The sequence below is a fragment of the Acinetobacter sp. XS-4 genome, assembly GCF_023920705.1.
Lineage (GTDB): Bacteria > Pseudomonadota > Gammaproteobacteria > Pseudomonadales > Moraxellaceae > Acinetobacter.
Window position 1 is genome coordinate 224,245 of sequence record NZ_CP094657.1, and the last position, 22,000, is coordinate 246,244.

General features: G+C 34.4%; 26 protein-coding genes and 1 tRNA gene. 18 read left to right on the top strand and 9 right to left on the bottom strand.

What is annotated here, in order from left to right:
* The first annotated feature begins 239 nt into the window (after nt 1-239).
* Nucleotides 240-752 carry a DUF2059 domain-containing protein gene (locus MMY79_RS01015; RefSeq protein ID WP_252611354.1) on the top strand — a complete coding sequence of 171 codons (513 nt, stop codon included), beginning with the start codon at nt 240-242 and terminating at the stop codon, nt 750-752.
* A gap of 124 nt (nt 753-876) precedes the next feature.
* Here MMY79_RS01015 and MMY79_RS01020 read toward each other — a convergent pair.
* From MMY79_RS01020 to MMY79_RS01030, 3 genes are all read right to left on the bottom strand, one after another.
* Nucleotides 877-952: transfer RNA gene (locus tag MMY79_RS01020), tRNA-Thr, on the bottom strand.
* 111 nt (nt 953-1,063) lie between these two features.
* A complete protein-coding gene (locus tag MMY79_RS01025) occupies nt 1,064-1,390 on the bottom strand; it encodes a gamma-glutamylcyclotransferase family protein (protein WP_144732641.1) in 327 nt (108 codons plus the stop codon).
* Between the two features lie 23 nt (nt 1,391-1,413).
* The gene (locus MMY79_RS01030) at nt 1,414-2,658 is read right to left on the bottom strand and encodes an MFS transporter (RefSeq protein ID WP_252611357.1); all 1,245 of its coding nucleotides are present in this window, start codon (nt 2,656-2,658) and stop codon (nt 1,414-1,416) included.
* Between the two features lie 140 nt (nt 2,659-2,798).
* On the opposite strand from MMY79_RS01030, the gene MMY79_RS01035 reads away from it, so the two are divergent.
* Nucleotides 2,799-3,707, top strand: coding sequence for a LysR family transcriptional regulator (locus MMY79_RS01035; protein ID WP_252611358.1), 909 nt, complete (start codon nt 2,799-2,801; stop codon nt 3,705-3,707).
* Between the two features lie 10 nt (nt 3,708-3,717).
* On the opposite strand, the gene MMY79_RS01040 is transcribed toward MMY79_RS01035, so the two are convergent.
* The gene (locus MMY79_RS01040; protein WP_252611360.1) at nt 3,718-4,602 is read right to left on the bottom strand and encodes a DMT family transporter; all 885 of its coding nucleotides are present in this window, start codon (nt 4,600-4,602) and stop codon (nt 3,718-3,720) included.
* 227 nt (nt 4,603-4,829) lie between these two features.
* On the opposite strand from MMY79_RS01040, the gene MMY79_RS01045 reads away from it, so the two are divergent.
* Both MMY79_RS01045 and MMY79_RS01050 read left to right on the top strand, forming a co-directional pair.
* Nucleotides 4,830-5,573 carry a hypothetical protein gene (locus tag MMY79_RS01045; protein WP_252611362.1) on the top strand — a complete coding sequence of 248 codons (744 nt, stop codon included), beginning with the start codon at nt 4,830-4,832 and terminating at the stop codon, nt 5,571-5,573.
* A gap of 20 nt (nt 5,574-5,593) precedes the next feature.
* A complete protein-coding gene (locus tag MMY79_RS01050) occupies nt 5,594-5,986 on the top strand; it encodes a hypothetical protein (protein WP_252611364.1) in 393 nt (130 codons plus the stop codon).
* A 46-nt stretch (nt 5,987-6,032) separates the two neighbouring features.
* Here the strand turns inward: MMY79_RS01050 and MMY79_RS01055 are convergent, their stop codons facing one another.
* Both MMY79_RS01055 and MMY79_RS01060 read right to left on the bottom strand, forming a co-directional pair.
* Nucleotides 6,033-7,034, bottom strand: coding sequence for an aldo/keto reductase (locus tag MMY79_RS01055; protein WP_252611366.1), 1,002 nt, complete (start codon nt 7,032-7,034; stop codon nt 6,033-6,035).
* Between the two features lie 111 nt (nt 7,035-7,145).
* Nucleotides 7,146-8,048 (bottom strand): response regulator transcription factor, encoded by a 903-nt coding sequence (locus MMY79_RS01060; protein WP_252611368.1) that lies wholly within the window; start codon nt 8,046-8,048, stop codon nt 7,146-7,148.
* Nucleotides 8,049-9,172: 1,124 nt separating this feature from the next.
* On the opposite strand from MMY79_RS01060, the gene MMY79_RS01065 reads away from it, so the two are divergent.
* The 4 genes from MMY79_RS01065 to MMY79_RS01080 all read left to right on the top strand — a co-directional run bounded on the left by MMY79_RS01065 (nt 9,173) and on the right by MMY79_RS01080 (nt 11,924).
* On the top strand, nt 9,173-9,721 hold the full coding sequence (locus tag MMY79_RS01065) for a TetR/AcrR family transcriptional regulator (RefSeq protein ID WP_252611370.1): 549 nt from the start codon (nt 9,173-9,175) through the stop codon (nt 9,719-9,721).
* 192 nt (nt 9,722-9,913) lie between these two features.
* Nucleotides 9,914-10,477: a tetratricopeptide repeat protein gene (locus tag MMY79_RS01070; RefSeq protein ID WP_252611372.1), complete on the top strand. Its 564-nt coding sequence runs from the start codon at nt 9,914-9,916 to the stop codon at nt 10,475-10,477.
* Nucleotides 10,478-10,567: 90 nt separating this feature from the next.
* Nucleotides 10,568-10,924, top strand: a complete 357-nt coding sequence (locus MMY79_RS01075) for a hypothetical protein (RefSeq protein ID WP_252611374.1) — start codon at nt 10,568-10,570, stop codon at nt 10,922-10,924.
* 118 nt (nt 10,925-11,042) lie between these two features.
* Nucleotides 11,043-11,924, top strand: a complete 882-nt coding sequence (locus MMY79_RS01080) for a hypothetical protein (protein ID WP_252611376.1) — start codon at nt 11,043-11,045, stop codon at nt 11,922-11,924.
* 66 nt (nt 11,925-11,990) lie between these two features.
* On the opposite strand, the gene MMY79_RS01085 is transcribed toward MMY79_RS01080, so the two are convergent.
* The gene (locus MMY79_RS01085; protein ID WP_198496613.1) at nt 11,991-12,209 is read right to left on the bottom strand and encodes a DUF6500 family protein; all 219 of its coding nucleotides are present in this window, start codon (nt 12,207-12,209) and stop codon (nt 11,991-11,993) included.
* 27 nt (nt 12,210-12,236) lie between these two features.
* The gene (locus MMY79_RS01090; RefSeq protein WP_252611378.1) at nt 12,237-12,572 is read right to left on the bottom strand and encodes a helix-turn-helix domain-containing protein; all 336 of its coding nucleotides are present in this window, start codon (nt 12,570-12,572) and stop codon (nt 12,237-12,239) included.
* Between the two features lie 116 nt (nt 12,573-12,688).
* Between MMY79_RS01090 and MMY79_RS01095 the strand changes: the two genes are divergently transcribed.
* The 10 genes from MMY79_RS01095 (at nt 12,689) to MMY79_RS01140 (ending at nt 20,324) form a co-directional block, all read left to right on the top strand.
* The gene (locus tag MMY79_RS01095; RefSeq protein WP_252611380.1) at nt 12,689-13,246 is read left to right on the top strand and encodes an NAD(P)H-dependent oxidoreductase; all 558 of its coding nucleotides are present in this window, start codon (nt 12,689-12,691) and stop codon (nt 13,244-13,246) included.
* 144 nt (nt 13,247-13,390) lie between these two features.
* Nucleotides 13,391-14,158 (top strand): hypothetical protein, encoded by a 768-nt coding sequence (locus tag MMY79_RS01100; RefSeq protein WP_252611382.1) that lies wholly within the window; start codon nt 13,391-13,393, stop codon nt 14,156-14,158.
* 53 nt (nt 14,159-14,211) lie between these two features.
* Entirely contained in the window at nt 14,212-14,784 is a 573-nt protein-coding gene (locus MMY79_RS01105) for a hypothetical protein (RefSeq protein ID WP_107880521.1), read from the top strand.
* A gap of 121 nt (nt 14,785-14,905) precedes the next feature.
* Nucleotides 14,906-15,364, top strand: a complete 459-nt coding sequence (locus MMY79_RS01110) for a hypothetical protein (RefSeq protein ID WP_252611384.1) — start codon at nt 14,906-14,908, stop codon at nt 15,362-15,364.
* A gap of 79 nt (nt 15,365-15,443) precedes the next feature.
* Nucleotides 15,444-15,785: a DHCW motif cupin fold protein gene (locus MMY79_RS01115; protein ID WP_001017481.1), complete on the top strand. Its 342-nt coding sequence runs from the start codon at nt 15,444-15,446 to the stop codon at nt 15,783-15,785.
* 311 nt (nt 15,786-16,096) lie between these two features.
* The gene (locus MMY79_RS01120; protein WP_252611386.1) at nt 16,097-16,315 is read left to right on the top strand and encodes a hypothetical protein; all 219 of its coding nucleotides are present in this window, start codon (nt 16,097-16,099) and stop codon (nt 16,313-16,315) included.
* Between the two features lie 69 nt (nt 16,316-16,384).
* Nucleotides 16,385-17,353, top strand: coding sequence for a hypothetical protein (locus MMY79_RS01125; protein WP_252611388.1), 969 nt, complete (start codon nt 16,385-16,387; stop codon nt 17,351-17,353).
* A 28-nt stretch (nt 17,354-17,381) separates the two neighbouring features.
* Nucleotides 17,382-17,939 (top strand): GNAT family N-acetyltransferase, encoded by a 558-nt coding sequence (locus tag MMY79_RS01130; protein ID WP_252611390.1) that lies wholly within the window; start codon nt 17,382-17,384, stop codon nt 17,937-17,939.
* A gap of 295 nt (nt 17,940-18,234) precedes the next feature.
* A complete protein-coding gene (locus MMY79_RS01135) occupies nt 18,235-19,434 on the top strand; it encodes a DUF262 domain-containing protein (protein WP_252611392.1) in 1,200 nt (399 codons plus the stop codon).
* Complete coding sequence (locus MMY79_RS01140) at nt 19,431-20,324, top strand: MAE_28990/MAE_18760 family HEPN-like nuclease (RefSeq protein ID WP_252611394.1); 894 nt, start codon at nt 19,431-19,433, stop codon at nt 20,322-20,324. The genes MMY79_RS01135 and MMY79_RS01140 overlap by 4 nt, the downstream gene beginning before the upstream one ends.
* A 66-nt stretch (nt 20,325-20,390) precedes the next feature.
* On the opposite strand, the gene MMY79_RS01145 is transcribed toward MMY79_RS01140, so the two are convergent.
* Nucleotides 20,391-21,854 (bottom strand): Eco57I restriction-modification methylase domain-containing protein, encoded by a 1,464-nt coding sequence (locus tag MMY79_RS01145; RefSeq protein ID WP_252611395.1) that lies wholly within the window; start codon nt 21,852-21,854, stop codon nt 20,391-20,393.
* Nucleotides 21,855-22,000 lie beyond the last annotated feature (146 nt).

Sequence of the window (22,000 nt, forward strand, 5' to 3'; positions counted from 1 at the left end):
CTTATTTGGGGGCGCATTATAATCTTATATTTTTAATATTTATTATTTTAATTATATATTTTTTAATAAATTAACAGCATTCTGTTTCACTTCTTAAAAGAAGAAATGTGTTTTATAAATTTATTTTGAAGCTTATGTTTATAATAAATATTTATTAAAACCCAAAAAACAAAGCCTTTGACAAGAAATGTCTATCCCAACTATTATCCTTACAAAATATTATTAATATGTTATTAATTATGATGAAGAAAATATTATCTACTTTAGTTATTGGTTTATGTCTCACTCATCCAACCTTTGCACAGCCTGCTTCTAGTGAGTCTGTAAAAGAATTAATGAAGGTCACAAAATCTCAAGATTTATATAAACAAATGGGCTCGTACGTTGAGCAGATGATTTCAAAAACAATCTCTGAAGTTGAAGTACAACAAGGTAAACCCCTTAATTCCCAACAAAAAAAAGTCGTGGCAAATTTTGCTAAAAAGTTCTCTAAAATTACTGTAGAAGACATGGGTTGGGAAAAACTTGAGCCTGAATTTACTCGTATTTATGTGACAAATTTCACTCAAGAAGAAATCGATGGATTAATTAATTTTTATAAATCACCAGTTGGTCAAGCAGCCATAAACAAAATGCCTCTAGTGATGGAGCAAAGCATGAAATTGGGCCAAGATCTAACTAAAGAAGCTATGCCTAAAATTATAGCCGCAGCAAAAGAAATGGTTATTGAATTAGAGAAATATGAAAAATAATTTGAAGGGTGTGGATCAATAGGTCTGCACTCAATTTTTTGGTAATAATTATAAATCTTTAAGTATTTTAAAACCTACAGGCAACAAAAAACCCCATAAATCAAATATTCATGAGGCTTAATGATGGTGCCGACACACGGATTCGAACTGTGGACCTACTGATTACAAGTCAGTTGCTCTACCAACTGAGCTATGTCGGCGACGTGGAATGAATTCTACAGTTTCTTAAAAAAAATACAAGCCAAAAAATGACCACTTAAATTTTTTCTATCAATTTTTAAATGTTTATGTGCTTGGGCTTTAGAAATAGCTTAAGACTTCAACACATAAATAAAAGAATCAACACGTTCGCCACTATTTAAAGTGACTTGAACAGGTACTCTTTCGTATTCTTCGCCTTCAAAATCATCAAGTAATTTCCAGTTTGCATCTAAATGTTCTGAGCTAAAAACAAAACCTTGAACTTGATTGGTACTTTCACCAAGCACAATCCCCGGATAGCCTAAATCAGCTCCCCAACCTTCATTATGTAAGGTTCCGTTTACCCAACCTTCTGCCCATTGTCCGCCAATATTTTCAAGTATATGTGCATTAGGACGACCTGGGCCTAAAGTGCCATAAACAAATAAACTCGACATGTGATTTTCCTTTAACTTAAAAATTAATGAGCTTTTGCGTGTGATGTATAAATTACTAAAAATATTCCAATTAACGACAGTACAATGGTTAAGCCTACAATTGCACCCCAGCCGCCGTGTAACCAGAACCAGCCACCTGCTGAGCCAACAATACTCGAACCCATATAGTAAAACAGCAAGTACAGGGAACTGGCATGGGCTTTGGCTTGTTTACTTTCAGCACCCACTGAACTACTGGTGAGTGAGTGGGTAATAAAGAAACCTGTGGTAATAAAGGCAATCCCAATAATAATGCCGAAAAGAGAGCTGAGTAATGTCATGAGGCTACCCACAATCATTAAGGCAAAGCCGCTCATCATCATGGTTTTTTTACCGAAGCGGTCGGCTAATGTACCTGCCAATGATGAAGACACCATCCCAAAGCTATACGACAAGAAAATAAGGCTTATTTGAGTCTGGCTAAGCGAATAAGGTGCTCCACTTAAACGGAAAGTAGCGTAGTTAAACAAGGTCACAAAAACACTCGTGAGCAAGAAACCAATGGCAAACAGGCGTAATAATTTAGTATTAATTAAATGGGTCCGCCACATTTGCAGGTGAAAATCTAAATTCAAACCTTTTTTCTGTACGAAATTACGCGAAGCAGGAAGTAAATTCAAAAAGGCAATTGAGCAAATAAAGCAGATTGCGCCAAGTAAGCCTAAAGCAGTTCGCCAAGAAAAATATTCAATCAAAATACCCATGCCGACGCGGCCCATCATTCCACCAAAAGCCGTACCTGCAATATACAAACCCATGGTTTTACCTAAGTGTTCAGGTGCGATTTCTTCGGCAATCCAAGCCATAGTTACGGCTGGTACGCCGCCAAGCAATAGGCCTTCTAGTGCTCGTGCTATGAGTAAGCTATGCCAGTTAGGTGTAAACATAGCCACAATATTAAGAATAGCCGCACACAGCATTGAGCTGAAAATAACACCACGACGACCAATCGCTTGTGAAAAGGCACTCGATAGCACAATTGAAATCGCTAAAAAGGCAGTGGTTAAAGACAAAGCGAGAGAGCTGCTCGCAGGGCTAATCTGGAAGCTTTGGCTAAATGCTGGCAGGAGTGGTTGTACACAATAAATCAGAGAGAAACTGGCAAAACCTACGAGGAATAATGCAAAACCTGCATGTTTATAGGCTTTAGTCCCTTTGTGAATCCATTCTCGGGAGAGAACAGAAGTTGCCTCAGTGTTTAAGGTACTGGGTGTAGATGAAGAGCTCATATCATGACCATGACAGAAAGAAAGAGCAGTGCTTTGGGGGCATGCTGCATCGAGAGAATTCGATAAATTAAAATTAGCAATTTAGGTGGTATTTTTCTAATATATTTAACAATAGGTCATGATATGTTTTATATATAGCAATGGAACTCAGACATATACGCTACTTTTTAGCAGTAGCAGAAGAAAAAAACTTTACCAGAGCTGCGCATCGTTTAAACATGAGTCAGCCACCTTTAAGCATGCAAATACGGGACTTAGAAGAAGAGCTAGGTGCAGATTTATTTATCCGTTCTCCGCATGGGGTCGAGTTGACCGAAGCTGGGCTTGCCTTTTTAAATGCGATTCAGCCTGTACAGCAGCGTGTAGAGGATGCAGCGAATTTGGTCAAACAGGTAGCAAATGGTGAAGTTGGTCAATTGCGATTGGGCTTTACAGGTACTTCAATGTTGAACCCTCTAATTCCTAAATGCGTTCGCTATTTCCAACAGCAATATCCTAAAGTGGATTTAAAACTTGAAGAAGCGAACACCTTGCTGCTCATCGATTTACTACTCGAAGACCGCTTAGATGTCGCGATTATTCGGTCACCACGCAATATTCCAGACAGTTTAATTATTCAAGAGTTATTGGCTGAACCCCTCATTGCTGCTTTACCTTCTGAGTCTTTTAATCTAGACGATTCATCGCCAGAAATTGATTTAAATGCACTACGAGAACTTGATTTTATTGTCTCGCCACCTTCAATTAGCGCAGGGCTTTTCGATGCAATTAAACAAGCCTGCCATGAGCGTGGCTTTGAACCTAAAATTGGACAAAATGCACCGCAAATTGTGTCAATTCTATCGTTAGTATCTGCAAATTTAGGCGTATCTTTGGTTCCAGAGTCGACCAAACAATTGCAAATACAAGGCGTGGCTTATCGCTCTTTGAAAGCGCCAGTACCTACGGTGGGTTTAGGGCTTGCTTATAAAAAACATGCCCCTTCACAAATGGCAATTAATTTTGCGAGTGTGGTGCAAGTGGCTTGTCACCATGCAGATGGATATTAATGAAATTATTTTATGATTTAGGTGCTTTGTTCATTAAAACGATGCCCGAAATAATGAAAATTGCGCCATATAAAAACGATAAGGTCGGCTGTTCATGAATGAAAACCCAAGCCATCAGTGCTGCAAAAATGGGTTCAGAAAGTTCGGTCACTTGTACTTTCGAGGCGGGTAGATAAGTTAACGCTTTGGTTGTGCAATAAAATCCAAGAATGGTAGGCAGAACTGCCAAGCCAATTAAACCCAAAATAATATTGGTATTAAAACTAATGCTATGAAAATTAATTAAAAAGGGAACAGCCAGATAAACACTACCAAAAAGTAATAAATACTTCGTTAGGAATAAGCCACCATTTAATCTAAATTTTTTAATTAAGACTGAAAATAGTCCATAGCCAGTGCCGGCAATAGAGGCATTGATCAGCATTAATAAACTATTTTCACCTTTCCATGAAATTAAACTAATACCTGCTACAGCTAATAATGTTCCAGCAATAGAATGAATATAAATACTTTCTTTTAAAACTAATCTACCAAAAAATAAAGCTGAAATAGCGGCTGAAGCCATGAGTACCACAACTACATTTGCCGCAGCACCATGGTTGTAGGCAATGGTTTCGAAAAAGAATAGTGAAAAAATCCCTAAAAAAGCACATATCGCAATTTGGACAAAAACACTCAGTTTGTTTGGAGTATTGCTAATAAATGCAATCTTTTGGCTAACAGGAACTTTAAATAAAAACACACTTAAAAAGAAGAATGCGATGACTGTTTTTAAAAAAGCAATGTCTTGTGGGTTTAAGCCACTGTGCATAAGCAGTTTACTGATCACGCCAATAGACGCATTTAAAGCCGCAGCACAAAGTGCAAATAGGGTTCCGATAATTAGATTATTCACTCTTATAATTCTTCCTAAGTTTTACGCATGCAGTCTACATTATTTTTTTGAGGAATATTCAACTAAAATAATCAGTTAATACTTCATATTTATAAAGATTTCTTCTGAATTGATTTAATGAACTTTTAAAAACCTAAACGCTTCTAATAGACTTTTGTTTCAGAGAATTGTGATTTATAGAACTAGCTCATATTATATAATTAGTTAATTATTAAAGAATTTTAAAAATGATTAAATCTATTATTTCAGGTTGTGCGGTTCTCACACTTTCGGCTTTGGCTGTCACGCATGCAGAGTTTTCTTTTGAACAAGAACTACAGCAAAGCTGTAATAAAGTGAAACAATACGCGAGCTTAGGTAAGAAAAACTACGACCAAAAACAATATAAAAAGGCGCTCGAAAATTTCCAGAACCAAGCCTCTTGGACTGCATTTTGTAAAGCTAATGAAGACGAAACCACAGTTAAATTTACTGACCGAGATATTGAAGTTGCCAACAATAATGTGGGCTTAGCCTATGCCAAATTGGGTCAACCACTTTGGGCAAGGTCGTGGTTTATGCTCGATGAAAAATCAAAATCTAGCCAATTTAATCTTAAGCAGTTACCTACACCTAAAGCCTCAAATGATTTGTCAGGTGAATATGTACGTTACTCAGGCTTTGGTGAATGGGATCACATCACGGTAAGCCGTGAGAAGGGCCAATATGCAATCAGCTATGCTGGTTTATATATGGGACTTAGAAGCTTAATTTACGGGCCAAACATGGGTGAGTTTGGCACTACAATGCCGAGTGGTAAAAAGCAAATCGTCTATAAAGATCAAGACTGTCGCATTCAACTCGACTTTAAAACCAACGCGAAATTAGGAAATTATATTCAAGCCAAACAAAATGAAGGTGAGTCAGGTTGTGGCTTTGGACATAACGTATATGCAGATGGAACGTATTTAAAAGTTGAGTCTGGGAAATAAAACTAAAAATAGGGAATTGAATGATGAATATATTTGCACGGTTGCTACTCGTTTCTACGATTGCCATTTCATCTCAAATTTACGCCGAGCCAACTAGCACATGCAAAGAAGTGAAATTCCAAAAAGCCGATGAAGCGTGGAGTGGGCACTATTATTTAAATGGCGTGATGGAAGTTGGTTCGGAACTTTTACTTCAACCAGATGGTAAGTTTAAATGGATGCTTGCTGTGGGTGCTTTAGACCAATATGCCGAAGGCACATGGTGGAAAAATGGAGATTGTATTGGTTTAAAACCAGACTCTAAATTTAAAAAGGATTTAAGTATTTTCCCTGAAAGTCTAACGATTTCTGACAAGTCCTTAGACGCGATTTGGGAAGGTGGACGCCAGCAAGGCAGTTATAGCAAAGACTAAATTAAAAAGTCCGACATTGAGTCGGACTTTTTTTATGACTTATATTTTAGTGGTTCACCGCAGCAAGTTGCTGAGCGTTATAGCGTGCGCCCATGTTTGGATATCTCGCAATAATCGCTTCAATTTCTGCCAAATCTGCTGCTGTTAAATCAAGGTCTACAGCACCTGCATTTTCTACGAGACGTTCGATTTTACGTGTACCCGGAATTGGAATAATGTCTTCACCTTGCGCCAAAATCCAAGCCAAAGCCAGTTGAGCCGCTGTTGCATTTTTGCTTTGGGCAAAGTTGCTAAATGCTTGTGCCAAGCTTTGGTTATTTTTCCAGTTATCGCCTTGATAACGTGGTAACTGACGACGGAAATCGTTTTCGTCTAGGCTGCTCACATCAAGCGTATTGGTGATTAAACCACGCGATAGTGGTGAATACGGCACAAGGCTAATGCCTAACTCACGAACGGTTTGAAAGTGTGTATCTTCCAGCTCACGGGTAAGCAATGAATATTCATGTTGAACTGCTGCAATTGGGTGAATCGCATGCGCTTTACGAATGGTTTCAGCCGATGCTTCACTGAGTCCTAGGTAACGAACTTTACCTTGTTGCACCAAGTCAGCCATTGCGCCAATGGTGTCTTCAACTGGAATGTTTGGATCTATGCGGTGCGCATAATACAAATCAATCACGTCTGTATTTAGGCGTTTTAAACTGTTTTCGACCGCAACTTTAATCCACTCTGGAGAGCCGTCGATATAAGACTCTAAAGAGTTTTGTGGGTTAAGGTTGTCTTCTTTATAGCGAAAGCCAAATTTGGTCGCCAAGAACACTTTGTCGCGATGTTTTTCTAAAACTTTTGAGAGCAAAACTTCATTTGCGCCGTTGCCGTACATGTCGGCGGTGTCCCAAAAGTTAATGCCGAGGTCTAATGCCTTTTCTAGAGTGGCAATGCTTTGTGTGTCGTCTGAGGCACCATAGGCAAAGCTCATTCCCATACAACCTAAACCAAGTGCTGATACTTTTTCGCCTGTTTGTCCTAAAGTTCTATATTTCATTTTTCACACTCTTTTTGCAAAATCACTTGAGTAGAAAAACTATAAAATGCTTTGGCTCAAACTGACGTATAACATTCAAACCAATAATTATAAAATTCAAACAATCTGTTTTTAGGCCACACAGTCTTCTCGGAACTTTTTAGGTGAAAAACCCGTATTTTTCTTGAAAAAGTTAGTGAAATACGCTGAATATTCAAAGCCTAAGCTATAGGCAATTTCGGAAATATTCCAACTGGTGTGTTGTAGCAGAGCTTTGGCTTCTTGCGTAATGCGCGAGCTAATATGCTCAGACGTCGTTTTACCTGTGGCTTCTTTTACAGCTCGGTTTAAATGGTTCACATGCACCGACAGACCATAGGCATAGTCATGTGCAGTTTTGAGTTTAAGCTGAAAATGGGGCGAGTCGATGGGAAACTGGCGTTCTAATAATTCAAAGAACAAATGGCAAATCCGAACCGCAGCATTACTATGTTTTTCAAACTGTTGGGTCGGTTGCATTTTCATGGCTTCATGCACAAGTAGGTGCAAATAGTTTCTTAAAACGTTGTATTTATGAATATAGTCTGAATTTATATCATTCATCATCTTTTTGAAAATAAATGAAATTTCTTCAACTTGTTGGTCATTTAAAAAATATAGCGGGTCGCCGTCGACTTTAAATAGTGGTGAGTCTTTTAAAAAACTTTGTCTAGATTCTTGGTTTACAAACTCTTCGGTAAATAGACAAAACCAGCCTGCCTGTTCAGGCGAATTAATTTCCCAAGCGTAGGGAACCATCGGGTTTGAAAACAATAAAGCAGGGCGGTCTACTTGAATCCAGCGGTTGGCGTAGTGAAGTTCACCTGTGCCTAAAACCAGTGAAATTTTATAATAATCGCGGCGGCTATAAGGTGTCAGAAACGAGCAGGCATCGCGTTGGAACACGTTGAAATGTCCAAACGAAGTCGATGGAACCGAGTAATCGCTATCTCTGGTTAAAGAAAAGCGGCGATAAAAATCATGTATCGTTTCCATGTCTTTGCCTGCATGCCTTATTAATTATTTAAAGTTATAAAATTCAAACTTTATTTACTGTAGCTTTTATTTATAGCGCGATCAATCGGGTCATTTAAACAGTTTTGAAAATGAATGATAAATTAATAATGGGAAAATGAGTCAATAGGAATAAAAATTTTTATAAATTAATAATATATGAACATTGACACTTAAAATCTTGAGAATTATTCTTTGCCTGCAAACTACTTTAGGGTAGAGCGATAAGGGGACACTTTCGGGTGTGCTGGTACAGTTCCCAGTCTGCTAACCCCTTATCGATCTATCACCATTCTACGGTAGAACGATAAGGGAACACCTTCAGGTGTGCTGGTTGCTTTTGTACCAGTCTGCTAATCCCTTTTCGTTTTGCCACCATTCTATGGCAGAGCGATAAGAGGACACCTTCGGGTGTGCTGGTTCTGTGTGTCCAGTCTGCTAACCTCTTTTCGTTCTGCCACCATTATTTAGTATTATTATGATATCGTTAAATTTAAGTTGAAGGTCTTTTTAGCTTAAATATCTAATTGAATAAACAACAATAATTATTTAACTAATTTCTATTCAACCTTACATTGACACTCAAAAACGTGCGGATTATCCTTTGCCTGCTGGCCTACATTGCCAGTTAGCTTTTGACAGAGCTGGAACAAAAGGCGCACAACAACGTATCTCGTTTTGTGCGTTCTCTTAAGTCACGCCTTTATGGTGAGGCTAGGAGGGGCACGCTTGCGTGCGCTGGTTTCCTTTTGTACCAGTCTGTCAACCCTTCTAGTCTTGCCACCATTATTTGACAGTAATTGGTAAGACTCTTCTAAATCAAAAGGAGTCCGCCACTATGCGTACTATTTCATCTCTCTCATTGGCAACCTTTGCCAAAATCTTTGACTCGATACCCAACTGGTCTTTAAAACGGTTTAACCGACTCTAGGTTTTAAGCCATAGGTCATTACGACTAAAAAATCATAGCAACAATAAAACCTGAGATAGGCGAGCACACCATTTTTGTGCGGCTTTTGCATGCCTGTTTTTAGCGCTCAATTTAAGAGTGACGGCATTTCTATCTCTTTTACATACAACAAAAAATTATTTTAAACGGTATAAAAATGCCAAATTTAGAAGCTTCATTTAGAGCATTACGCGTGCTCCACGCAGCAAAAGATTTATTTAATCAAAATGGGTTTTACATCGGGATAGATCGAATTATTGAGGAAGCCAAAATCCCCAAAGCCACTTTTTATAACTATTTTCATTCCAAAGAAAGGCTCATTCAGATGAGCTTAACTTTTCAAATAGATGCCTTAAAACATGAGGTATTTTCAATTATTCATTCGTACTGTGAACTCATGGCATTCGATAAACTCAAGAAAATTTACCTCTTACATGCGAACTTAGAAGGCTTTTATCGGTTGCCATTTAAAGCCATTTTTGAAATTGAAAAGATCTATCCAGCAGCTTATAAACTCGTGATTGACTATCGAAACTGGTTCATTAATGAAATTCATAAATTCCTTTTAACTGTAAAAGCGACTGCTATAGTTGAAGACGCGCACATGTTTTTATTTGTGATTGATGGAGCCATGGTTCAGCTTTTAGAGACCAATAACACCGATGAAAGGGATGCATTACTGGAGTACTTTTTAAGTCGGGTTTGATGGGGGAAGGCCCGACGGGAGTTGGGCTTTTTTAGTACTAAAAGTAATCTTTTTAAGTTTTGAATAGGGAATAGATTAAAGATAAATATTTTTAGTCATACTAGTAAATTTTATTTAATTCATTAAGTTTAAATAGCCCTAATGTATTATTGATCAATTATAAAGGTTAGAAAAAACTATTTAAGGTTAAGCATGAATAACTTCAAAATTATTTTCATTATTTTAGGATTAACATTTTCAATGAATTTATTTGCTAATCCAACGTTCTCAGATGATCTATTAAAAAGAGCTACAAGTGGTGATACATCAGCCCAACTAGAATTAGCCGATGTTTATGTACATGGGTGGGGTGTCGAGGAGAATGAAACTCAAGCGGAATTTTGGGCAACTAAATCAGCTGAAAGCGGTAATGTAAAAGCAATGTATTGGCTCGGTGAGGGTTATGCTACGTATGCTGGACTTGTTGGAGATATGGATCCAGCTGATGCAGATGAACACTACAAAAAAGCTTTTAAGTGGTTTTCTAAAGGAACTCAACTAAATGATGCAGATTGTATAGCGGGATTAGCTAGCTTATATAGTAGTGGTGATGGTGTTGAAAAGGACTCTCAAAAAGCATTAGAGTTACGTAAAAAGGCTGCTGCTCTAGGTAGTAAAGAAGCTATGAGAGATATTGCCTTTATGTATGAATATGGATTGGGTGTAGAGAAAAATTTAGAGATTGCAAAATTTTGGAGTGAGAAAGGAAAGATTTAATAGATTTATATTTTATATCGAGTTCTATTTTCCTTGAGAAAGGAAAGACCTAAATTTCTAGTTTTAGGTCTTTAAAAAGGCAAGTTTCTAATGAAGCATAAATTAATATTTATTTTCTCCATTATTTTTATACTTACAGGTTGTGGAAAAAAATATACGATTACTCCCGAGGATTTGCCTGCTGCTCATATTAATCAAGAATACCAACAAATTATTAAGATTTCTGGTGGAAAAGTTATTGATAAATATGCTGAATTAGAAACAAACATTCCAGAGGATTTAGGGGTAACCGTTAAACCTATTGATGATTTAGATGGCTATAATGTCATACAAATCAAAGGCACTCCAAAGTACAAAGGAAAATATATCATTCACATAAGAGCTGATTTCTATGCAGGTGGTGGTGCTGAAATTGACAAGACATATAACTTTATCGTCCAAGATTAAAATTAATCTATGGTTTAGCTAAAGTAGTTAAACTCTTTTAATTTCATATCAAAAACCTTAGAAAAAGAATTAAAAAATTATCACAGAGTTGAGAAAGAGCAAAGTAGTGAAGATAGTAATGACGGCAAAATTTAGACAATATTTCCTAATCTTTATTTTCGGATTATTACTTTCCGCTTGTCAGCCAGCCGCAAAACATAATGAAAGTTTAGATTCTCATCAGCAGACCTACACTTTGCATATGGGTGAACAAGGTATTCAAGATTTTTCAAAGCATAGTGATGGGAATGTCGATAATCACCCAGCTGGTGTTAGCTTTAGAGAACTTCAATTTTCTCCTCCTAACTTAGGAAAATTAACCATAGAGAATGGCCCTAACAGTTTGTTAATTGAACATGTTTTTTCTGTTTTAGGTACTCAATATGACAAAAATGAAGGGATTCAAGTTTTAGATATCGATGCGGGTCTCACAAAAGAAGAATTCGCTACTCCAGGGCAAGCTTATCAAAGCTATGTAGCCTTAATGAAACGTATTAATCAGGCTGGCTGGAAAAACTATTTCTTTACAGATGCTCCTCGTATCGCTAAAGAGGATAATATTAAACATCTATCGAAAAGTCGCGATGTCATTGATCCAAGCTATATTTTTACTTTTGAAGAGTGGAAAAATATAATAAATAATATTCCTACAAAATCATTGGGTTATAGGTTGTATGCTAATGGAGTTATGTTAGATATCAGTTTAAAAAGAACAGCTAAGAATGAGCGTAATGAAGAGCAATATATGCTTAGATTTAGCTTTCAGAGTGTTCGTTACAATGAAAGAGACTCAATTCCTGATTCTGATAAAATGACGCCTAGTGAATTCGAGCAAGCGTTTAAAAAGAGATTAATTGAAAATAAGAAATATCGGGAAAAGGAAGAGAGAAAAGCTAAGGCTGAGGGTTATCATATCGATGAAGAATATACAGATCCTGATGTTTGGCCATATGTTAAGTAAATATGTTTAAAATAATGAAAAGGCTTAAGTTATTTAAATTTAAGCCTTTTCAACTAGCTCTAATTTTTAACTTTCACTCAAAACCAATTGTTTAATCTTCACAGCTTTCTCAAAGTGATCTAGCTTATGCAACATAATCCACCAATGTGCTGCTTCCATCAGTAACTCAGGGTTATCATTCTTATTTTTAAAAAAAGCATAAAAAGACAGACCGACATTGTCTCCTTTTTTTTCAATTTTATCGTCGCATCCCTTAATAAAAATTTCTCTTAATTCATTTCTCATATTTAGTATCACTTCAAGTCTATAAAACTAAGATGGCTTATTCTGCTCGCCCCATTCGCACATCATATCTAACAAGGGAATTAAAGACTGTCCTCTTTCAGAAAGGCGATACTCAACCTTTGGTGGAATTTGAGGATATTCCTTGCGAATAATAAGCTGGTCTCTTTCTAACTCTTTAAGTGTATTGCTGAGTGTTCTAAACGAAATATTGCCAATGCAGCGTTGCATCTCATTAAAACGCATGACATTTTTTTCATACAGCCAATACATAATAATCATTTTATATTTGCCATTAATTAAAGAAAGAGTGTAGCCAAATCCCGTTTCTTCTAATGGCGTATGTGATGGAACGCATTCAGTCATTTTTAAAATCTATACTATCTTTTGGTATAGTATATAACATAAATTACCGTACTTATATTTAGGAAAGCACACTTCTATAATCGATTTATCAACTTTTCGATAAGAGTGTTTCCATAATGAAAAAGACATTAGTCATCGTTACGCATCCTCACATAGACCAGTCTGTTGTAAATAAAAGATGGGTAGAGGAACTAGAAAAACACCCAGACCAATTTACAGTTCACCAAATTTATCAGGCCTACCCAGACGGGGGGATTGATGTTGCCAAAGAGCAAGCACTTGTAGAAGAACACGAAAATTTAGTATTTCAATTTCCAGTGTATTGGTTTAACTGTCCACCGCTTTTGAAACAATGGATTGATGAAGTTGTGACTTATGGTTGGGCGTATGGCTCAACAGGTGACAAGCTTAAAAATAAAAAGTTTATGCTGGCTTTGTCTGCTGGTGTGAAAGAAAAAGTTTACTCAAAGTATGGTGAATACAAGCTTTCTTTAGAGCAGATTTTTACTCCATTTGAACTTACTGCTTTATATGTTGGGGCTGACTATCAACCACTTCATGCATTTTATGGTTTAGATACAAACCCTTCTGAAGATGACGATGTTCCGACTCACCAAGACATCGAAAATAATGCGATTGAGTATGTTCAGAAGTTATTAGCGTTGTCTGAGTAAGTTTAAAAAGGGGGAGGCCTAAGCGAGTGAGTTTGGGCTTCTTATATAGAAGATTTTTTAAAAATTACATTAAGGTTTTAAGTTAAATATACAATTTATTTATGATATAAATATCCGCTAAATATAGATTAATTTTAAAAATTTATGACTATTCTTGATATTAAAGAAAAAGAAAATTCACTTATAACTGATGATGCTCATGAATTAATATGCTACGCAACAATCAGTGAAATAAACTTATGGAAGGATGTTGTTAACTTATATTCAGAAATTAAGCAGAACAACTCTCCAAAAAAAGTATTATTACTTTTAGAAGATATAGGACAGTGCGAATACACGTCTATGCATGCTTCAATGGGAGATGGGCTTTATTTTGATACTGAAGATGACAGTGAAGCAAGTTGGGATAATACTCGACCCTTAGAACTTCAATACCACATTGAACAATTATTAAAGCCAGAAAATTATATAGACTTTAATAACTTGCCTAAAAAACTTAATTATTGTGATGAAGATCAGTCGACTCTGTTACAGATCAATGCTGAACCCGAAAAAATTTTAGATGCCGTTATTCAAGTAAAGTTAATAAACAGTAAAACTGAAACTCAAAAATTTGCAGCCTGCCTCAATGGATACTTTACTTGTGATTTGAATCCTTTTGAATCTTTTAGCTTAATTCAGCATTTAGATCAGAACTATGGTTTAGAGTATGTTGGCTTAGGCGCAAGCTTATTATTCTTCATTAAAATACCAGAATTTGATGCAAATAAAACAACTCAATTGATTAATGAGTTGAGCAACTTTTATCAATTCAATCAAACAACGCATAACCAGCTAGAACAGCATTTATCTAATCATGAATATCTTATTTTGCCTTATGTAGAGTCATTAGAAGTATTCGTTTGGGATTAAGGCTGATTAGGGAAGTCTAAATTTTATTTTTAAAACTACATGAGATTCAAAGTATGAAAAAACTACTCAGTTTAAGTGCATTAATATTAGTAACTACATTAACAGGTTGTGCAGTTAATTTACCTTTTAACAACCGTCTAAATTATACGTCTGTTTCAGAATTATCAGCTCTTCCAAAGATGCAAGATACTGTATATATCAAATGGAATCCAGATACCTTTCCTCAACGTATTGATATTCAAGGTTCAGATGGTTTTGTAGGAGGAGGGTCTAGAACACGTATTCCTACAGGAGTAGCTCTATCAAGTCGTATTGAGGAAGCGATCGCTCAGATAGCAAAATTATCACCAAATGGAAGTCCATTAACGATTACTGTTGAAAAAGCTAGATCTGGCTTTGAATACTCAGCTGGTATGTTCAATATTACCCCAGCAATTGATGTAGCAAATGTAACCTTAGTCGCTACATTTGAATATAAAGGCCAAAAATGGACGAATACATTTAACTCTAAGTTAAACGATCCAAAAATTGGTGGTTCATCTCAAACAGGTTTGTTAGATAAAGCATGGGATGATATTGCTATACAAGTTGCTAAGGATGTTTCAAAGCATCTAGGTAATAACTAACGTTTTAATTTTTATTTAAAATAAAAAGGCCTAAATCAAAAATGATTTAGGCCTTTCTGTAAATTAATTTTGATCAGACTATTTCTTAACACGGCATTTTAAAAATTAGAAAGGAAGCCAAATGCTAAAGTCTAGAATCTTTATAACTATCGGACTACTTCTTGCAGGATTATGTGTATTGGCAGCCTTTAAATCATACGAGAAAAAGGCTAACTTTGAAAAAGAACAAGCGAGTCGAGTTGCTATTTCCTTTTTTAATTCACTTTCTAATGGAGACTCAGCTACAGCATATAAATATGTTTGGTCAGGCGAGAAATCAAACATTCGAAGTGATGAAATAGCTCAGGTCTATAAAGACTCAAAAGTTCTAGAAGTGCTAAAAGTTCATCACGACTCAGCAAAAAATAGACCTGATTACTATCAACAATTTTATAAAATGATTTCACTCGCCATAAAGCTAAAAACAGTGCATGCGGATCTTGCTGGTAACCCTGCGGGAACCTATATTGTGTTTGTAACTGTTGTACAAAAAGATCCAAAATCTTATTGGCTCGTTACTGAGTTAGGCAGTGGACCTTAATAGTAAATGCTTTAAATCGTTTGCAAAAATAAAATTTATCTATAAGTTGAAAATACAATAATACGTCTTTGGAAAAATTATGAATATCGCGCCTTTTCCATTTCAAATTACAAACTGGGAAGAAATTGAAGTCACTGAATATAGCGGTGAAACTGGAAAAGCTTATTGGAAAACTCAATTTTTTGGTGAAGAAACAAATAAAATAAGAGTAAGGCTTGTGGAGTATTCAGCAAACTACTTGGCAGACCATTGGTGTGAAAAAGGGCACATATTATTTTGCCTAGAAGGCGAGCTAGAAAGTAGATTGAAAGACGGAAGAACATTCACTTTAACTTCAGGCATGAGTTATCAAGTTGGAGATAATTCAGAGCCACATCAGTCTTTTAGCCTGAATGGTGCAAAGTTACTTATAGTTGATTAGGTTGGCTATCAGATTTTTAATAAATACTATTAATAAAGACCTGAATCAAATCGATTCGGGTCTTTTTATTAGCACAGTTTGTATCATGAGTAAGATAAATAGAATTTTAAATGCATCATGTTAGAGCGAATGCACCATTTATATTTTATAAATAGGAATAAAAATAATTTTTTTGTTTGAGTTGTAAATATTTGATTTTAATTTTTTTATAAAAGATTTAATCCGGTTTAAATATAAAATTTACTAATTGGTATATTTATTGCTATTTAGTTTTTGCTTAATAAATAAGCGATAACTAAAGGAAAATACTAATGCAAAAAAAAGATATTTTAAAAGCGATTGCTTTAGGTGCTGCTATGGCTGCATCAGCTCAAGGTGCAAATGCTGCGACATCTGTAAATGTAACTAACGCAGATGTTAGCAATAAAAAAAGTGAAGCATCCACATTAATCGAGTCAATGAGTGAATCGGGAATACCTATTCTAGCTTCTAGACCAGAGTGCAATATCATCAAAATGGACAAAGCATAACCTGACTTTTAAGTAATTGTTTCTGCCTAAACATTTATTGTTTAAGCAGAAACATTGAGGAATATATAAATGATACAAATACAAAAAATAGATTTAACTTTATATAGACAATTTTCATTTTCTCTAATTTCACTTATTGAAAAAAATCTTGACCTTAACTTAATTGGTGAATATTTAAATGAAATCAAAGAAATAGGGGCGCATATATTTCATGAAAATATTAATTTGGCAAAACAAGATCTACAAGATACTAAAAAAGCAATTTCAGCAATTGATATACCAACGGATCCAAACTTTTCGGTAAATGAAAATTTTGTTTTTGGAATTGCTACTTTCGTGGCAATTTTTAGCAATATAACAAATCCTATTTGTTATGAAAAAAATATGCCTTTCAGGGTTCATAAAGCTACTCACAGTAATGTGAAAGATATGGATGCCATGGGTATTAAATTATTAAATTTAGAAGATAAATTAGGCTTTCATAATGATGGTGTAGTTCAACCTGACAAAGTTGAAATACCTAAACATATTGCATTGTTTAATTCTTTTATTGGTTATAAAGATGCCGGTTATTTTCATTGGGTTCCATCTAGACTATGGGAAAATCAATTAAATGATAAAGATTTAAATTACTTAAAAAGTAATCTAGCTGTTGTGAAACTAACACCGACAGTATATGAAGACTCTAATGGGGGATATAAAAAAGAAGGGCCATCTCATGTTAGGGCGCCATTAGTTTGGGAGAGTGAAACTCAGGAAAATCGCTTCTTTTTAAATGGTGATGTATCTGATGAAAATAATGAGAGGCAGCTTGTTGAGCTATTTTCATCATTGAGAGAGTCTATAAATAATAGTCCTGAATGTATAAGTATTGCTCAACAAGAAAGACGAGCCATATTTCTTAATAATACAGCAGGCTTTCATGCACGTGATATTTTTGCAGATCCTATTTCGGATATCGACCTCAGCCGAATATTTATTCGTTCTGTTGACTCTAATTGTGAGCTTTGCCCACAAAGTTCTCCAATCGAATTCTAATTAATAGAATATTTCTAAGCGAATAAATATGAGCCTATCCAAAGTATCTCCATCTCTCATCGAAACGAGTCGTTTGTATTTACGCAAATTTATTAAGGGCGATGAGATTTCTCTATTTTATGAATATTGCGGCGATGTAGAGTCAGCAAAATATCTCCAGAGAAAAGCACATAGTGATATCGATCAAACTAGAAAAATGCTAGAAGTATGGGGTGGAGAGAAATGGCACAATCAAGATCATAATTTTGCTTGGATCATTAGCGAACGCCAAGAAAATTTGGCGATCGGTTTAATCATATTTAGCTTTAATGAACATCGTGGAGAAGTACATTTTGGCATCGGGAGAAAATTTCAAAAACAAGGGCTGATGCTAGAAGCATTAAACTCTTTAATCGGCTATTTGAAGGAAAATAGTACTTTAAATATGCTGGAGACTTTTTGCGACGTAGAAAATGTTAGAGCTCAAAATGTACTTATTAAGTGTGGGTTTATAAAGAGTAAAATTCTAAAAGATTGGGCAAAATTTCCTTTACTTGATGATCACCCAAGGGATTGTATTCAGTATGTTTTTAATATAAATAATTGATATTATTTAATTTTATTAAAATGAGTCTAGGTGTAATAAAAAAGACCTAAATCAAAATGATCTAGGTCTTTTTTCAATTCTGGCGGTGAGAGAGGTTATCATATTTTGTTATTATATATTTGATTTTAAATAATATTATTTTATTTATATTTTTTTATACCGACATTTATACCGACATATATTTTGATACAAAAAAACTTAAGTAAGTGAATTTGAGTTAACTTCTTATACTTAATATAAGATAATAAATTACATAAATTCAAAGAGTAGTTTACTCTAAACTGGGATATACAACATGCAAACTTCAGATCAAGAAGCTTTACTTAAAGCTATTCATGATTCGAGAGATGAGATTAAAACAGATAATGGACGTTTAAGCGTTTCAGAGATTATTACAAGATATAAAGAAAAGGAGCTAATTTTAGATCCAAATTTTCAACGGATGTTTAGATGGTCAATAGGGCAGAAGTCTCGTCTGATAGAGTCGATTCTATTAGGAATTCCTTTACCTCCAGTTTTTGTAGCGATTGATAAAAATGGATGTGAAATAGTTATAGATGGTGTACAAAGATTATCCACCATTTTGGAGTTTGCGAAAAATTTGCCATTTTCAATTAATAAAAAGGCTTTAGAGGAGGAGGACGAAGAAGAGCAATCTGAAGAGGAGCAATCTGAAGAAGAACAAGTTGAAGTAGAGCAACAAGAGGAAATTAATAAAATAGAAGAAACATCTTCTGATACATATAAAAGTTTTAATCTGCAGAATTTAAAAAAGATTACTGAGCTCAATGGTAAGAATTGGGATGATTTGGGTGTAGTAGTTCAGAGACTTATTAATAAAACATATATCTCTGTTATTTCAATCTCAGCAGTAAAAAATGAGCATACTAAATTTGAACTTTTCCAGAGATTAAATACAGGGGGAACTCATCTTTCACCACAAGAAATTAGAAATTGTCTAATTATTATGAGAGATGAAGGTGTTTATAAGAAATTAGCAGCTTTTGCTGTGAGTAAAGAATTTACAAGGATTTTAGGAATTTCTTCAAATAAAATAAAAGAAGACTATCCAATGGAACTATTAGTCCGTTATTTAGTGGCTAAAAGAAATAAGTTTAAAATAGAAGATTATTCATTATCTTATACAGAAATTAGAGATTTCTTTGATGAAGAAATAATTAGGTTGATAGGAGATGATAGTTTTGATGTTGATCAAGAAATAAGTGAACTTAGCCGAGCAGTTGATCTACTTGATACTTCATTGAAGGGTTTATCTTTTAAGAAAAACTTTAGAGGTTCTTTCAGTAACAGTGCTTTTGAAGTAATTTTAGTCGGTTTAGTTGAGAATATTGATAAATATAGTTCTACCAATATTAAGGATAAAATTACAGAAGTGTATGCTAATGAAGAATTTATTCTGCATACTAAACATGGAAAAAAGGCACTTGACCGCTTTGTTAACTTAACAGAAATTTCTAGAAGAATATTTAAATGATTGATTTAGCAAGACTAGAAACACTTTTGTCAGAAGAGTTAAGCTGGAGAAGAAGCGAAATCAATAGACTGCATATTACAGCAGAAAGCTCTCTGACAGATGGTGAAAGTAGAATCCATACGGCTTTAAATAAGTCCTTAACACTGCTTCTCTACAGTCATTGGGAAGGTTTTATTAAGAAAAGTTCTTTAATATATTTGCAATATATTTCAGATCAACAATGTAATATGGCTGATTTAAGTATTAATTTTAAGATTTTAGCTTTAAGAAAAAGTATGAAAAAACTGGCAAATGCACACCCTAAAGATGGAGGAAGAACAGTTAAATTATCTTCAGTATTGGGCTATTTTTCTGAATATGATGAGGTGGTAACTGGAAGATATTTTATAAAAACTTATTATGATGATGCTGATAAATATAAAAATAACAGCTTAATTAATACGGAAAGTAATCTTAATAAAAATGTTTTTTCGAGTATTCTTGAAAATTTAGGTATGAAAATACATGATTACTATTTAGAAGATTTAATCCCTCCATTTAGGAACTGTTTAGTTAGTGAAGAGGATAAGTCACTAATAGCTCAGGTAATTGATCAAACGCTATTAAAATGCCGTAATCATAATGCACATGGCAGAGAGAATAGTGAACATGCTGTTTTGAGCTTTGAAACTTTAAAGTATCTTAAGCAGATAATATTGGTAATGATGCAACAATTTAGCGATGATATTTTGGAATATTCTACTGAGAAATATTATCTTGAAATAAATAAAGAAAGTAAAGAAACCTATCATGAAAGTGCTAATCAAACATTGAAACAAACTATTCAAGATATTTTAGTTGAATATCATTCAAGGTTGGAAGATATAGATATAATTGAGGGGAATGCATAGGAGTTTAATTATATACTTAATTATCTCTTTTTGATAGTTAAGTATATTTGAATTGATTTTAAGTAGTTATTTTCTAAGAGTGTCTTTTAAAATTTCATCAATGTTTTTTTCTTTAATTTTATTATCTATCCAGCATTTTCCAATTTTTTTTATAAGGTCTAATGAAGGTAATTTTAATGTTTTAATCTCAGTAGCATTGACTTGAGTATTACCTGAAATGTTTCTAAAATAAGTATCATACATATCTGATCTTAATATTAATACTAAGCCATAGGCTTCTTCTTTGGACATTTTTCTAGATTTAGAACCAATAAAATTAATGTGATTTTCAAAAGCAACATATTTCTGTTTGCTGTTGGATGGGATATAGACTGCTGTAGTTAAACGTTTTTTTTGATCTTTTGAACTTATTCTGCGAATAACAACGTAATAGTTATTATCCACTACCCATTTAGAAAAACCATTAATTAAATTAAAATTACGATCTTTAGGATGTGCTCCAGTCCATTTTACTTCTAGATTGCTTATATGATGTGCATTAATTAGGGGAATAGACTCAATATTCTCTAAATCTTTGGTGAAATCTCCTGCTCTATATTCAACTACTGGCCCTGTTGAAATAAAGTAATCTAAATCTTTGAATGTATTAGGCCATCTTTCTACCAACTCTAAAATATCTGCATCTTTTTTATTTTCAGGAATTCTAATAAATAATTCTGATGTGTTTTTATCTATTATTAATTTAGATGGATATATATTTATCTCAGGTAGTTCAAGGTCATCGACACCATACGAGCTTGTAACAGTAATATTTTTTTGAGTCCCTGATTTTGTTAACTTTAGAATGACATTTTCTTGTAGTGCTTCAGTATTCTTAAAGGCATCTCTTCTTGATTTAAAAATATGTATATTATCTATTGAGCTATTTTGGATGAGATATTTTCTGAAGTTTTTGAAATATAAACCATTAGTGAAACTTCTAGGAGTAATAAAAATAATTTCTCCTTCAGGTTTTAATCTATCTAATGCTCTTGCCACAAATAGAGCATAGATATTAGGATCACCCTTGAATAAATCCTTGGCTGATTTCGCGTAAGGTGAAATTGAAGAATATTTAAAATAAGGGGGATTTATACAACAAAGATCAAAAAATTCAGTAGGAGGCGAAAGTACAAAATCTGATACTCTTATTTCATAATCAAATTTTATATCAATAGCTTCTAAACTTTCTTTTGTCTCTTCCAAGTGCTGCTTAAGTAGAGGAAGAATTGCTGAGTCTATTTCATAGCATATAAGAGAAATTTTATTATGGCCCATTTTAACAGCATGATAGGCGGCACAAATACCCAAAATACCTGCACCTGCACCCGCATCTAAAATTACAATATTTTTTGTAGATAGCTTTATGCGGGATAATCTCGCCATAAATTTGGCTATTTGTAATCCAGTAAAATATTGTCCAAGCTTTTTTCGCTCTATGTGCGATCTTTGTTGTAAGAATTGATCTTGATTTAGGTCAATATGTTCCATGTTTCAGTCTGATAGAATTCTGCGAGCTATTATATGTGAGAAAGCTATTGAACATAAGGTCTCATTAGAGAGGCATTTTTTACTCTTAAATTTGTAACCAACTAATTGGTTAAGGCTCATTCTTGAAGAATTGAGCCTATTTCATT

Excerpts from the sequence above, each read along its gene's own strand:
- MMY79_RS01090 (WP_252611378.1), bottom strand. The coding sequence starts at position 12,572 with ATGACTGAATGCGTTCCATCACATACGCCATTAGAAGAAACGGGATTT.
- MMY79_RS01140 (WP_252611394.1), top strand. The coding sequence starts at position 19,431 with ATGATTGATTTAGCAAGACTAGAAACACTTTTGTCAGAAGAGTTAAGC.
- MMY79_RS01035 (WP_252611358.1), top strand. The coding sequence starts at position 2,799 with ATGGAACTCAGACATATACGCTACTTTTTAGCAGTAGCAGAAGAAAAA.
- MMY79_RS01130 (WP_252611390.1), top strand. The coding sequence starts at position 17,382 with ATGAGCCTATCCAAAGTATCTCCATCTCTCATCGAAACGAGTCGTTTG.
- MMY79_RS01070 (WP_252611372.1), top strand. The coding sequence starts at position 9,914 with ATGAATAACTTCAAAATTATTTTCATTATTTTAGGATTAACATTTTCA.
- MMY79_RS01120 (WP_252611386.1), top strand. The coding sequence starts at position 16,097 with ATGCAAAAAAAAGATATTTTAAAAGCGATTGCTTTAGGTGCTGCTATG.
- MMY79_RS01145 (WP_252611395.1), bottom strand. The coding sequence starts at position 21,854 with ATGGAACATATTGACCTAAATCAAGATCAATTCTTACAACAAAGATCG.
- MMY79_RS01135 (WP_252611392.1), top strand. The coding sequence starts at position 18,235 with ATGCAAACTTCAGATCAAGAAGCTTTACTTAAAGCTATTCATGATTCG.
- MMY79_RS01055 (WP_252611366.1), bottom strand. The coding sequence starts at position 7,034 with ATGAAATATAGAACTTTAGGACAAACAGGCGAAAAAGTATCAGCACTT.
- MMY79_RS01075 (WP_252611374.1), top strand. The coding sequence starts at position 10,568 with ATGAAGCATAAATTAATATTTATTTTCTCCATTATTTTTATACTTACA.
- MMY79_RS01085 (WP_198496613.1), bottom strand. The coding sequence starts at position 12,209 with ATGAGAAATGAATTAAGAGAAATTTTTATTAAGGGATGCGACGATAAA.
- MMY79_RS01030 (WP_252611357.1), bottom strand. The coding sequence starts at position 2,658 with ATGAGCTCTTCATCTACACCCAGTACCTTAAACACTGAGGCAACTTCT.
- MMY79_RS01025 (WP_144732641.1), bottom strand. The coding sequence starts at position 1,390 with ATGTCGAGTTTATTTGTTTATGGCACTTTAGGCCCAGGTCGTCCTAAT.
- MMY79_RS01060 (WP_252611368.1), bottom strand. The coding sequence starts at position 8,048 with ATGGAAACGATACATGATTTTTATCGCCGCTTTTCTTTAACCAGAGAT.
- MMY79_RS01110 (WP_252611384.1), top strand. The coding sequence starts at position 14,906 with ATGCTAAAGTCTAGAATCTTTATAACTATCGGACTACTTCTTGCAGGA.
- MMY79_RS01095 (WP_252611380.1), top strand. The coding sequence starts at position 12,689 with ATGAAAAAGACATTAGTCATCGTTACGCATCCTCACATAGACCAGTCT.
- MMY79_RS01065 (WP_252611370.1), top strand. The coding sequence starts at position 9,173 with ATGCCAAATTTAGAAGCTTCATTTAGAGCATTACGCGTGCTCCACGCA.
- MMY79_RS01045 (WP_252611362.1), top strand. The coding sequence starts at position 4,830 with ATGATTAAATCTATTATTTCAGGTTGTGCGGTTCTCACACTTTCGGCT.
- MMY79_RS01100 (WP_252611382.1), top strand. The coding sequence starts at position 13,391 with ATGACTATTCTTGATATTAAAGAAAAAGAAAATTCACTTATAACTGAT.
- MMY79_RS01080 (WP_252611376.1), top strand. The coding sequence starts at position 11,043 with ATGACGGCAAAATTTAGACAATATTTCCTAATCTTTATTTTCGGATTA.
- MMY79_RS01105 (WP_107880521.1), top strand. The coding sequence starts at position 14,212 with ATGAAAAAACTACTCAGTTTAAGTGCATTAATATTAGTAACTACATTA.
- MMY79_RS01115 (WP_001017481.1), top strand. The coding sequence starts at position 15,444 with ATGAATATCGCGCCTTTTCCATTTCAAATTACAAACTGGGAAGAAATT.
- MMY79_RS01015 (WP_252611354.1), top strand. The coding sequence starts at position 240 with ATGATGAAGAAAATATTATCTACTTTAGTTATTGGTTTATGTCTCACT.
- MMY79_RS01050 (WP_252611364.1), top strand. The coding sequence starts at position 5,594 with ATGATGAATATATTTGCACGGTTGCTACTCGTTTCTACGATTGCCATT.
- MMY79_RS01125 (WP_252611388.1), top strand. The coding sequence starts at position 16,385 with ATGATACAAATACAAAAAATAGATTTAACTTTATATAGACAATTTTCA.